At 33.5% G+C, this 12,228-nt stretch carries 15 protein-coding genes; 12 read left to right on the top strand and 3 right to left on the bottom strand.

Going from position 1 to position 12,228, the window contains the following annotated elements:
- Window positions 1-126 precede the first annotated feature (126 nt).
- Both namA and ACFQ18_RS07645 read right to left on the bottom strand, forming a co-directional pair.
- On the bottom strand, window positions 127-1,146 hold the full coding sequence (namA, locus tag ACFQ18_RS07640; RefSeq protein WP_204798094.1) for an NADPH dehydrogenase NamA: 1,020 nt from the start codon (window positions 1,144-1,146) through the stop codon (window positions 127-129).
- 3 nt (window positions 1,147-1,149) lie between these two features.
- Window positions 1,150-1,884, bottom strand: a complete 735-nt coding sequence (locus ACFQ18_RS07645) for a glycerophosphodiester phosphodiesterase (RefSeq protein ID WP_047183885.1) — start codon at window positions 1,882-1,884, stop codon at window positions 1,150-1,152.
- A gap of 266 nt (window positions 1,885-2,150) precedes the next feature.
- Here ACFQ18_RS07645 and ACFQ18_RS07650 point away from each other — a divergent pair, with 266 nt between their 5' ends.
- Window positions 2,151-2,486 carry an iron-sulfur cluster biosynthesis family protein gene (locus ACFQ18_RS07650; protein WP_047183886.1) on the top strand — a complete coding sequence of 112 codons (336 nt, stop codon included), beginning with the start codon at window positions 2,151-2,153 and terminating at the stop codon, window positions 2,484-2,486.
- Window positions 2,487-2,601: 115 nt separating this feature from the next.
- Here the strand turns inward: ACFQ18_RS07650 and ACFQ18_RS07655 are convergent, their stop codons facing one another.
- Window positions 2,602-3,522 carry an aldo/keto reductase gene (locus ACFQ18_RS07655; RefSeq protein WP_204798095.1) on the bottom strand — a complete coding sequence of 307 codons (921 nt, stop codon included), beginning with the start codon at window positions 3,520-3,522 and terminating at the stop codon, window positions 2,602-2,604.
- Between the two features lie 149 nt (window positions 3,523-3,671).
- Here ACFQ18_RS07655 and ACFQ18_RS07660 point away from each other — a divergent pair, with 149 nt between their 5' ends.
- From ACFQ18_RS07660 to sigF, 11 genes are all read left to right on the top strand, one after another.
- Window positions 3,672-4,217, top strand: coding sequence for an NUDIX hydrolase (locus ACFQ18_RS07660; RefSeq protein ID WP_047183888.1), 546 nt, complete (start codon window positions 3,672-3,674; stop codon window positions 4,215-4,217).
- A 1-nt stretch (window position 4,218) separates the two neighbouring features.
- Entirely contained in the window at window positions 4,219-5,388 is a 1,170-nt protein-coding gene (locus ACFQ18_RS07665) for an endonuclease Q family protein (protein ID WP_060668118.1), read from the top strand.
- Window positions 5,389-5,486: 98 nt separating this feature from the next.
- Window positions 5,487-6,125: a stage II sporulation protein M gene (gene spoIIM, locus ACFQ18_RS07670; RefSeq protein ID WP_145523331.1), complete on the top strand. Its 639-nt coding sequence runs from the start codon at window positions 5,487-5,489 to the stop codon at window positions 6,123-6,125.
- Window positions 6,126-6,230: 105 nt separating this feature from the next.
- Window positions 6,231-6,689 (top strand): ferric iron uptake transcriptional regulator, encoded by a 459-nt coding sequence (fur, locus tag ACFQ18_RS07675; RefSeq protein ID WP_047183891.1) that lies wholly within the window; start codon window positions 6,231-6,233, stop codon window positions 6,687-6,689.
- 211 nt (window positions 6,690-6,900) lie between these two features.
- A complete protein-coding gene (locus ACFQ18_RS07680; protein ID WP_047183892.1) occupies window positions 6,901-7,107 on the top strand; it encodes a YqzK family protein in 207 nt (68 codons plus the stop codon).
- Between the two features lie 4 nt (window positions 7,108-7,111).
- Window positions 7,112-8,002 (top strand): site-specific tyrosine recombinase XerD, encoded by an 891-nt coding sequence (gene xerD, locus ACFQ18_RS07685; protein WP_047183893.1) that lies wholly within the window; start codon window positions 7,112-7,114, stop codon window positions 8,000-8,002.
- Window positions 8,003-8,097: 95 nt separating this feature from the next.
- A complete protein-coding gene (deoB, locus tag ACFQ18_RS07690) occupies window positions 8,098-9,279 on the top strand; it encodes a phosphopentomutase (protein WP_204798096.1) in 1,182 nt (393 codons plus the stop codon).
- 98 nt (window positions 9,280-9,377) lie between these two features.
- Complete coding sequence (locus tag ACFQ18_RS07695) at window positions 9,378-10,556, top strand: D-alanyl-D-alanine carboxypeptidase family protein (protein WP_047183895.1); 1,179 nt, start codon at window positions 9,378-9,380, stop codon at window positions 10,554-10,556.
- Window positions 10,557-10,667: 111 nt separating this feature from the next.
- Window positions 10,668-11,021, top strand: a complete 354-nt coding sequence (gene spoIIAA, locus ACFQ18_RS07700; protein ID WP_047183896.1) for an anti-sigma F factor antagonist — start codon at window positions 10,668-10,670, stop codon at window positions 11,019-11,021.
- A complete protein-coding gene (gene spoIIAB, locus ACFQ18_RS07705; protein ID WP_047183897.1) occupies window positions 11,018-11,458 on the top strand; it encodes an anti-sigma F factor in 441 nt (146 codons plus the stop codon). The genes spoIIAA and spoIIAB overlap by 4 nt, the downstream gene beginning before the upstream one ends.
- 11 nt (window positions 11,459-11,469) lie before the next feature.
- Window positions 11,470-12,225: an RNA polymerase sporulation sigma factor SigF gene (gene sigF / locus ACFQ18_RS07710; RefSeq protein WP_047183898.1), complete on the top strand. Its 756-nt coding sequence runs from the start codon at window positions 11,470-11,472 to the stop codon at window positions 12,223-12,225.
- The last annotated feature ends 3 nt before the right edge of the window (window positions 12,226-12,228 follow it).

Consider the following 12,228-nt stretch of genomic DNA (forward strand, 5'->3'; position numbering starts at 1 on the left):
AAGACCCCGCTTCAAGAAGTCGAGTTTAACCAAGGTATCTAAGAGGGGCGAGAAGCCAGTAGCGCCCTATAAGTTCAACTAACATTAAGTGGGGATGAAAGAAATCCCCACTTAATGAGTTTCATTTTATTTCCAACCACGTTCATATGGAACTGGAGCTTCCAAATTTGTTTTTAATTCATCCGCGCAAGCTTTTGCCCAATAAGGATTACGCAAGAGTGCTCGTCCAATAAAAATTAAATCAGATCTATTATTTTGCAGTATTTCCTCTGCTTGTAAACCCGATGTAATTAGACCGACAGCCCCGGTTGCAATGTCTATCTCATGTTTAATTATTTCTGCTCGTCTTACTTGATATCCTGGGAAAGTTGGTACACGATTAGGAACAACCCCGCCTGAACTACAATCGATTAGGTCTACACCTAATTCTTTTAACCTGCTTGTAAAATAAAGAATATCTTCCAAAGAATTTCCTTGATCGTCATATTCATCAGTGGAAACCCGGACGAATAACGGCCCATCCCATTCTGACTTTACAGCTTGAATGATTTCTTGTAAAAATAAAAATCGTCCTTCTTTATTTACACCATACTCATCTGTTCGTTTGTTTGTTAACGGAGATAAAAACTCATTAACTAAGTAACCATGAGCTCCATGTATTTCGATAATATCAAAATTTGCCTCTTTCGCGCGCTTAGCTGCTTGCTGGAAAGCCTGAATAGTATGCTTAATATCTTCTTTCGTCATTTCTAGAGGTTCTTTATAATTCTCACTAAACGAAATTGGCGAAGGAGCATAAATAGGTAAAGAATTCACCTCTGATTTTCTCCCTGCATGTGCTAATTGAATTCCAGCTTTTGCCCCATAGCTATGGATTTGTTCATTTAATTGTTTAAATCCTTCGATATGTTCATCAGACCATATCCCTAAATCTTGTTCGCTGATACGGCCCTCCGGAAGAACACCAGTAGCTTCAATCATAATTAATCCGACTTGCCCAACAGCTCTAGAAACATAGTGGGTATAGTGGAACGGGGTCAGCATTCCGTCTTTATTAACGGAAGAGTACATACACATTGGTGACATAACGATTCTGTTTTTTAGTGTTACATTCTTTATTTGAATTGGGGAAAATAATTTAGGCATTTTTCATCCTCCTAAAGTTTTTATTCGATAAGACAATGCTTTATCGGGTACATCTGTAAAGATACCGTTGCAACCTAAATGAAAACATTGTTTCATGGAAGGATACCTATTAATCGTGTATACACGAATCTTCATATCATTTCTTAAACATTCATTCATAAGTCTGTCATTTAACAATCTGTAGTTAACATGTATTGCATTCGCACCTAAATCTTTAGCATAAGTTACGAGTTTATTGTTTTGCTTAGAGGTCAAGTAGGCAACTTCTACCATTTGATTGATTTCTCTCATTCGCTTTATACTTTCTGAGTTGAAAGTGGAAATAGTAGTACGGTCTAGCAACTGATGTTCTTGAACCATTTCAAAAACGATGGATTCTATATACTCATAATCTATTTTATTATTTTTCAACTCGATATTTAAGTATAACGGCTTAAATTTTATCCAATTTAAAAATTCCTCTAAGGACATGATTGGCGTACCAGTATATTTTTTTGAAAACCATGAACCTGCATCAAGTTCTTGGATTTCTGCAAATGTAAAATCTTTCACAAAACCTATTCCATTTGTAGTTCTTTTTACGTTCTCATCATGAATTAGAATCGGAATTTCATCTTTTGTAAGTTGAACATCTGTTTCTATTCCATCCGCTTTCATTTCATATGCTAATTCAAAGGCTGGTAATGTATTTTCTGGAGCATATTTGCTTGCCCCTCTATGTGCGTAGATATTTGTCATTATTTTCGAACCCCTCTTAATTCGTTTATTTATTCTACATTTTATGAAGCATGCATGAAAAGCGGACCAAATAATTACTTTAATTATAAAGAAGACTTCCATTTGTGGGGGGTTCCATCATCTCCCACTGATGGTTAGTCAAACCTTTACGGGCAGTTGATCTTCCATTTACCTTCTTTGTTCCCTAGAAGCTTAAGGCAGAAGTCTTACTGCATTGTTTAGGTAAGACAAAAAGTGATATAGTAATTAGGAAGGTGGGATAAATAATGAAACTAGAAATTACAAAACAATCGTTAAGCAAGTTACATGAATTAAATATCGATAACCGGAAATATTTACTACTTTTGTATGATCGTGATGATTGTGGATGTGGTGTAAATGGTGTTCCAACCATTCGCTTAACGAACGAAAAAAAAGATTATTACGATATAGTTACAAATGATGATATGTCGACATTTGTCCCAAAGCAACAAGCTGTGTTCTTTAATAAAAAGTTAAAATTGGATTATCGTAATGGATTTTTCCAATTACTTAGCCAAGGAGAGACATTAAATGCTTTTATTTCACCTCAAACTGTTTGTTTAGATGGGATAAATAAATAGGTTGGCTACGAATAAGTAGCAACCTATTTATCATTTTGAAGGAAAAATAAGTTTTTCTTTCTGCTTAAGTAAGGTATTCGTCCAGTTTAAATAGCGAACAGCAAGTTTTCTAAATTTAACGATGGTCTTTATACTTAATAGGTTTGGTGATAGTTTTCAATTCATTATAGACTTCGTTAGGTAATTCGCTCTCTAAATTAATATTAGTGTTTTCATTTATTTGATTAATGGAACTTGCACCAAATACCGTGGATGTTACTGCAGGGTGTTTTAAAACATATTTTAAAGCTAATTCATGAATACTGTATTGTTTACCAAATAATTTTGTTAGTTTTTCAGATATGTTCAGTAGTTCTTCATAAGAGTAATCCAGATATCCTTTATTTCCTTTTTTATTTATTTGCTCGGTTGATCGATTACTTAACATACCCTTAGCAAGCGGGCCCCTTGCCAGTACACTTATTTGATTTCTTTGTAATAATTCCAAAGTCTCTTCTTCTGGTCTACGATCGAGTAAGTTATATTGCATCATTACTGCATCAATTGAAGAATGTTTAACGAATTCGCGGATAACGTTAGGTCGAATAGAAGAGATACCATATGCTCGAATAATTCCTTCTTGTTTTAATTGTTCAAATGCTTCAATCGTCTCGGAAATGGGATCTTCCAAGGTGCCGCCGTGTAACATATAAAAATCGATGTAATCTGTTTTTAATCTTTTTAAGCTTTCTTTTACTTCTCTTAAAATATAGTCTTTGGATGGATCCCAAAACCAATCCTTCGTTTCTTTATTAAAATGATTTCCTACTTTTGTTGTTAGAATAATGTTTTCCCTTTTATCATGAATAATTTCACCAATTATTTCTTCGTTTAATCCGAAGTCGTATAAATCAGCTGTATCGATGTGGTTAATTCCTTTATCAATAGCCAAATCAATGATTTGTTTTGCTTCGTTTATATCTGTTCCAAGTGACATACCACCTAGGGTTAATTCTGAAATAAATAAATCTGATTTACCTAATTGACTCTTCTTCATCTAATCCCTCCAAAGTAACCAACTAATCTTATCTTAATATATTTAGTTAAAGGAAGAAAGGAAATTGAAATTAGGTCAGATAATAAAATTTAGTATAAGGAGTGGGTATGCTAAAATAGAAGAAAAGATGAATTGATAGGAGAAAACGTATGAAAAAGTTTGAAGAGAAAACAATAAGGTCAGAAAAGATTTTTGATGGAAAGATAGTTCAATTACAAGTAGATGAAGTTCAATTACCAAATGGTAAAACATCTCAGCGTGAAATAGTTAAACATCCTGGAGCGGTTGCGGTAATTGCTATCACGAAAGAAAATAAGATAGTGTTTGTGGAACAATATCGCAAACCACTTGAAAGGTCCCTTATAGAAATTCCAGCAGGTAAATTGGAACCTGGTGAGAATCCAATGATTGCGGCAATCAGAGAATTAGAAGAAGAGACTGGTTACTCTACCAATAGTTTATCCTTTGTAACTTCCTTTTACTCCTCACCAGGATTTGCTGATGAATTACTTCACATCTATATTACAAATGATATTGAAAAAATTGAAAACCCAAGAGCAGCTGATGAAGATGAATTCGTAGAGTTAGTGGAATTAACTTTAGACGAAGCGAAACAATATGTGGAAGAAGAGAAAATTCACGATGCCAAAACAGCATATGCAGTTTTATATTTACATGCATTAGAAAGAAGGTAACATGTTGAATTCCTATTTTGCAGATTTGCATATTCATATTGGAAGGGATATGTACAATAAACCGGTAAAAATTACAGGGGCAAAAAGCTTAACCTTGAGTAATATTTTGGAAGAATCTAGTAGAAATAAAGGGATAGATCTTGTTGGGGTAATTGATTGTCATGCCCCTAATGTACAGCAGGAAATTAAAGGATTGATTAATGAAGGAAAAGCAAGAGAACTTGAAGACGGTGGAATCCGTTTTGAAGAAGTAACCTTATTAATGGGATCTGAGATTGAAATTTATGATGAAAACTGTAAGGGACCCATTCATGTATTATGTTTTTTCCCGAATTTAGAAAATATCTCTATTTTCTCTGAGTGGCTAACAACTAAGATGAAAAACATCACGTTAAGTTCTCAAAGATATTATGGAACGGCTAAAGAACTTCAATATAAAGTAAAAGAACTAGAAGGGATATTTATTCCAGCACATGTCTTTACCCCTTTTAAGAGTCTTTATGGGAAAGGGGTAAATCAATCTTTAACAGAGGTATTCGATCCGGATTTAATTGATGGAATTGAGTTAGGATTAAGTTCGGATACTTATATGGCGGATCATATAGAAGAGCTTCATTCCTATACGTTTGTAACAAACTCAGATGCTCATTCTCTTCCGAAAATAGCTAGAGAATACCAAGAAATCGTAATGGAAAATGCTACTTTTAAAGAGTTTTATTGGGCGTTGCATGAAGTGAATGGTCGGAAAATCCAACGAAATTTCGGGATGAATCCAAGACTTGGTAAATACCATATGACAGTTTGTAATAATTGTTTTACAGAGCTAACCCCCGATAGTACCATATGCCCGAATTGTCAGTCAAAGAAAATTATTAAAGGGGTTTCTGACAGAATTCAAGAATTAACAAATGTTGAAAAATCTAATAGAGAACGACCACCATATTTATATCAAGTGCCTCTTGAATATCTTCCAAAGTTAGGTCCAAAAACGTTTAAAAAATTATTAGACCGGTTTGGCACAGAAATGAATGTTATTCATTACGCAAGCTTGGAAGACTTACTAGAGGTAGTGCCCAATCCTATAGCACAATCTATCATTTCCATGAGAGAAGGTAAACTTCATGTTAAAGCTGGTGGTGGCGGGAAATATGGAACTGTCTCGAATAATTAAAATATAGAATTTATGAATAAAAAAGAGATTTTGGTATTTTTAATCGGAATTCTTCATAGTTTTTAATATAAGAACCATCTTTGAAATGGAGGATTCCGATGAATAATAATAGAGCTGTTTTTATTCAACACATGAGAGAGTATGCGACAATATATTTGTTTATGGTGATTTTATTTTTAACTGGTATTATTTTTGGTGCTATTATAGTAAACAGCATGAACTTTGTTCAAAAGCAAGATTTGTTTTTTTACTTAGAACGATTTTTCCTTCAAATAGTAGAGGGTCAATCAATAGAAAAGACACTTATATTAAAAGAAAGCTTTTTTTATCATATTAAATATTTAGTTATTTTATTTTTACTAGGTTTATCTGTAATTGGACTTCCTATCGTGTGGGTTCTATTGTATGTTAAAGGTCTTGTTGTTGGTTTTTCTGTTGGTTTTTTAGTGAATCAAATTGGCGTTAAGGGATTAATCTTGGCTTCATTGTCCATTGCTCCACAAAATTTAATTGTCATTCCTGTATATATTATTGCTGGTACACTGTCGATGATCTTTTCGTTAAAATTATTAAATAAACTATTTTCAAAAAGGTCGACTGGACCAGCATTTCAGCCGTTTGGCAAGTATTTATTATCGTTTGGATTTTTATTGGTAGCCGCTATAATTGCTTCAGGAGTAGAGGCCTATGTGGCGAATGGATCTATGGAAGCATTTATTAAATCTTTTTATGAATAATAATTATTACATTATAATTATTTTAAATATAATGTAATAATATTTTTGACACGCCTTTTCAGAGTGCATATAATAAAATAGATGGTAAGAGGGGAGCGACGAGTTATGGAACATCGGATTGAACGAATAAAAAAACAGCTGCATTCTCAAAGTTATAAATTAACTCCACAAAGAGAAGCAACTGTCCGAGTTTTACTTGAGCGTGAAGAAGACCATCTAAGTGCAGAAGATGTTTATTTATTAGTTAAAGAAAAAGCACCTGAAATTGGCTTAGCAACTGTTTATCGTACGTTAGAGCTACTATCTGAATTGAAGATTGTTGATAAGATTAATTTTGGTGATGGGGTCTCCCGATACGATTTAAGAAAAGAAGGAGCTAAACATTTTCATCATCATCTCGTTTGCGTCGAATGTGGGTCAGTAGAAGAAATTGAAAATGACTTATTAGAAGACGTAGAGAAAATTGTACAAAGAGATTGGGGATTTCAAGTTCAAGACCATCGTTTAACATTTCATGGTATATGTAAACAATGTCAAAAATCAGCAGTTAAAGCAACACAATAAGAAGAATTAAGCCTTTTTTTCTATGGGAAAGAAGGCTTTTATTATGGATAAGAATGATAAAGGTTTGTGCTTTCTTTTTTTACATACGTAAAAAAAGAGAGTACATTAAAATTAAGTACTATTTAAAAATTTAACTATCTATATGTATATTATGATTTGAAATTGGCATATCTTTTAAGAAGGAAGTAACTTTAAAAAGGAGATATGCCATATGAAACAATTGATATGGGATACATTGAAAGTTTTCGTAATTTTTACTATATGTACTTGTCTATTCTATTTTGGATTAAAGATGATGCATGCTGAATATGAAAATTATCATAAATATGATCAACCTGAAGGACCTTCTGTAAAGGTTTTTAATTCAAATGAAGAGATTATGGATAGAATGAATCTATTTTTTAGATTAGGGGAATAAAAATATGCTAAATGATGCACTAGAGGATTATTTTCATTTTTTACAGATTGAAAGAGGGCTTTCTGAGAATACACTAAAGTCTTATAGACGTGATTTAAAAGATTATACTAATTTTTTAGTGAAGAAGTTAGAGGTGAAATCCTGGAATTCCGTTACTAGAATTGAAATTATTCATTTTCTATATGCTTTAAAAGATGGGGGTAAGTCGACTTCTACCATTTCCAGACATATATCATCGATTCGTTCTTTTCATCAATTTTTAGTAAGAGAAAAGGTAGTTAACCAGGATGTGAGCTTACATATTGAAACACCGAAAAAAGAAAGAAAACTTCCAGACGTTCTATCCCAAACAGAGGTAGAACAACTTCTTTCCATTGAAACGAAATCTCCTTTGGCATATCGTAATAAAGCAATGTTGGAACTAATGTATGCAACCGGACTTAGGGTAACTGAATTGGTTACTTTAAAAGTAAGTGATTTACACTTAACAATGGGTTTTGTTCAATGCTTTGGAAAAGGCTCAAAAGAAAGAATTGTACCTATCGGAGAGGTTGCCATACATGCAATAGAGCAATATTTACAACATGGAAGAGGGAAATTGCTAAAACATAATACTAATCCAACACTGTTTTTAAACCAGCATGGGAGGCCGTTAACGAGACAGGGATTCTGGAAAATTTTAAAAAAGATTGCTTTAGAAGTTGGTATAAATAAAGAAATAACTCCACATACATTAAGACATTCCTTTGCTACTCATTTATTAGAAAATGGGGCGGACTTACGTATCGTTCAAGAGATGTTGGGGCATGAAGATATTTCAACAACACAAATCTATACACATGTATCAAAAACTAGATTAAAAGATATGTATAAAACCTACCATCCAAGAGCGTAATTAACATGTAACGGAAGTATAAGGTAAAGAAAATTTACGCATGCATTTACATATATATGTTAGAAATCGGGAATATAGTATTGGGAGGTTTTTTAATGACTAATTTCAAACGAATTTTTCTTATTGTTTTGGATTCAGTAGGTATTGGTGAAGCCCCTGATGCGGAAAAATATAATGACAAAGGTGCGGATACTTTAGGTCATATTGCAGATGAAATGAATGGACTTCATATGCCGAACATGGGTGAATTGGGATTAAGTAATATTTGTGAGATAAAAGGAATAGAAAAAGCAGTAAACCCTAAAGCTCACTATACAAAAATGCAAGAAGCTTCAAATGGTAAAGATACAATGACAGGCCATTGGGAAATTATGGGATTAAATATTAAACAACCTTTTAAAACATTTCCTGAAGGATTTCCAACCGAACTTGTTCAATTATTAGAAGGTAAAACAGGAAGAAAAGTTATTGGAAATAAGCCGGCTTCTGGTACAAAAATTATAGAAGAACTTGGCGAGGAGCATATGAAAACGGGTTCCTTAATTGTTTATACTTCTGCAGATTCTGTATTGCAAATTGCTGCACATGAGGAAATTATTCCAGTTGATGAATTGTACCGAATTTGTGAAATTGCACGAGAACTGACTCTAGATGAAAAATATATGGTTGGACGAGTTATTGCCCGTCCTTTTATTGGGAAACCTGGAGCATTTGAACGTACGGCCAACCGTCATGATTATGCTCTTAAACCGTTTGGTAGAACTGTAATGAATGAATTACAAGATAATGGCCTTGATGTTATTGCTCTTGGGAAAATTTCTGATATTTACGATGGAGAAGGAGTTACAGAGGCTATTCGAACTACAGATAATGACGATGGAATGACAAAACTCATAGATTCCATGAAAAAGGATTTCAATGGACTAAGTTTTCTTAATTTAGTTGATTTCGATGCTAAATATGGCCATAGGCGTGACCCAATAGGGTATGGCAAGGCTTTAGAGGAGTATGATAAACGCTTACCCGAAGTCTTAGCTTTATTGAATGAAGATGATTTACTTATTATTACAGCTGACCATGGGAATGATCCTGTTCATCATGGCACAGACCATACGAGAGAATTTGTTCCATTACTTATTCACCATAAAAATATGAAGCAAGGTAAAGCGTTGCCTATTCGGAAAACATTTGCAGATGTAGGCGCAACGGTGGCAGATAACTTTCAAGTGAAATTGCCAGAACACGGAAATAGTTTTTTGCATGAGATTATCGAATAAGAAACGGAAAGAGCACTAGAGGTAGTGCTCTTTTTTATTTGTATATTTCGATATAAAGATGGAAAAAATAAAGTTATATTGAGTTTGGAGGTAAAACTATGAAAAAGTGTATTCTCATTATCAGCATGATTTTTTCATTATTTGTATTAGGATTGCCAGTCTTTGCGGAAGAAAAGCCGGAAGATGAAAAAAGCGAATCCTTAAATCTAGCTCCTGATGCAAAATCGGCTATCTTGATAGAAAGAGATACCGGAACTATTTTATTCGACAAAAATGCCCATGAAGTACTTCCGCCAGCTAGTATGACAAAATTAATGACACTACTACTTATTATGGAGGCAATAGATCACGGGGACTTAAAGAAAAATGAAATGATTCGAGTAAGTGAGCGGGCCGCATCAATGGGAGGTTCCCAAATATTCCTTGAAGCGGGGGAAGAAATGTCCGTAGATGATTTATTAAAAGGAATAGCTGTTGCTTCTGGAAATGATGCTAGCGTTGCAATAGCTGAACGACTTGCAGGAAGTGAAGAAGCCTTTGTGAAAAGAATGAATGAAAAAGTGAAAGAACTTGGTTTGAAAAATACGAAGTTCCAAAATACGACTGGTTTACCAAGTGATGATCATTACAGCACTTCATATGATATGGCAATGATTGCAAAAGAATTATTAAAATATGAGGATATTACAAATTATACATCGATTTATGAGGATTATTTAAGAAAAGGAAAAGAAAATGAATTTTGGCTCGTGAATACGAATAAATTAGTGAAATTCTATCCAGGAGTAGACGGATTAAAAACAGGTTACACAAATGAAGCAAAATATTGCTTAACTGCTACGGCAGAAAAGAATGATATGCGTGTCATCGCCGTTGTAATGGGTGCAAATACTACAAAGGAAAGAAATGCAACCATTTCTAGTATGCTTGACTTTGCGTTTAATCAATTTGAAACACAACAATTATTTGAAAAGGATCAGGTTGTTTCAAACTTAAAATTAATTAAAGCGGAAGAAGACAATATTGAAATAATTGTTCCTGAATCTGTTAGTACATTACATAAAAAAGGAGAGTCTACTGAAGAGGTAACAACAGAAATGAAATTGAAAGAAAAGTTTACTTTACCTATAAATAGAGGAGATGAAGTAGGTACATTAACCGTTAAAAATGGAAATGAAATTATTTCGGAAATTCCACTAACGGTAAATAATGATGTCACCCAAGCATCCTATTTCACTTTGTTAAAACGAACACTGCAAGAAATGGCGAAAAATTAATAATATCTTCTAATTTAGACGAATAAGGACTTCTTTTGTCATAAAGCAGGAATTAGCCCTTGTCATCAAGAAGAAGAAATACAGAAGAATGTAAGGAGGAGATTTTTTAGGATGGGGCTGCATTCAGTTTTTGATGTAAAAGAAGATGTATTAATCGTTAGACTGTCAGGTGAATTAGACCACCATGAAGCAGAAAGCTTACGGGATAAGTGGAAGGACATGATGTATAAAAATCCAATTAAGCATGTCATTTTAAATTTAGAAAATGTTTCTTTTATGGATAGTTCGGGTCTAGGAGTTATTCTTGGCCGATATAAAGAGGTTTTACAATTAGGTGGAGAGATGGTCGTATGTTCCATTTCTCCAACGGTCAAACGTTTGTTTGAAATGTCTGGATTATTTAAGATTATTCGCTTAGAAGAAAATGAAGCATTTGCGTTAGAAACTTTGGGGGTGGCTTCATGAGAAATGAAATGGTTGTAGAATTTTCTAGTAAAAGTGAAAATGAGGCATTTGCAAGGGTTACGGTTGGCGCGTTTATTTCCCAGTTAGATCCTACGATGGACGAGTTAACAGAAATTAAAACAGTGGTCTCAGAAGCGGTAACGAATGCCATCATACACGGATATAACAACGAACCTGATCATAAAGTGATGATTAAGTGTGTCATTGAAAATGATGAAATTGAAATAACGGTGAAAGATTTTGGAATCGGAATTGGTGATATTGATCAAGCGAGACAACCTTTATATACTTCAAAACCTGAACTAGAAAGGTCTGGAATGGGCTTTACTATTATCGAGAACTTTATGGACTCTGTTAAGGTCACTTCTTCAAAATCCGATGGAACTACGCTCTACATGAGAAAGCAACTAGTAAAATCAAAGACGGTTTATAATTAGGATATGTGCCTATGAATGTAAATGTAAAAAAGACAAAGGGTGAAGAAACCTTAACGGATGAACAAGTAAAAGATTATATTTTACAGAGCCAACAAGGGAATAAAGAAGCAAGAGATATATTAGTAGAAAAGAATATCCGGCTTGTTTGGTCAGTTGTTCAGCGTTTTATTAATAGGGGTTATGATCCAGATGATCTATTTCAAATAGGGAGTATCGGACTAATAAAGTCGATTGATAAATTTGACCTTTCCTTTGACGTTAAATTTTCTACTTATGCGGTACCGATGATTATTGGAGAAATTCAACGTTTTATTAGGGATGATGGAAGTATAAAGGTTAGTCGCTCTTTAAAGGAAATTGGAAATAAAATAAGAAGAAAAAAAGATGAATTAACGAAACAATTAGGACGATCACCAACAGTTAATGAAATTGCGGAGGCTTTAGAAATAACACCAGAAGATGTCGTTCATGCACAAGAAGCATCTAAATCTCCGCATTCCATTCATGAAACTGTATTTGAAAATGATGGGGATCCTATTACATTATTAGACCAAATAGCAGACACCGATACAAAATGGTTTGATAAATTAACATTGCAAGAAGCAATTAAGAATTTAAATGAAAGGGAACGACTTATTATTTACTTACGATATTATAAAGATCAAACCCAAACCGAAGTTGCAGATAGATTAGGTATTTCTCAAGTACAAGTATCTAGACTTGAGAAGAAAATATTAAAAGAAATGAAAGGTAATATGGATTTGTAGAAA

This window comes from Oceanobacillus caeni (genome assembly GCF_042678465.1).
GTDB lineage: Bacteria > Bacillota > Bacilli > Bacillales > Amphibacillaceae > Oceanobacillus > Oceanobacillus caeni.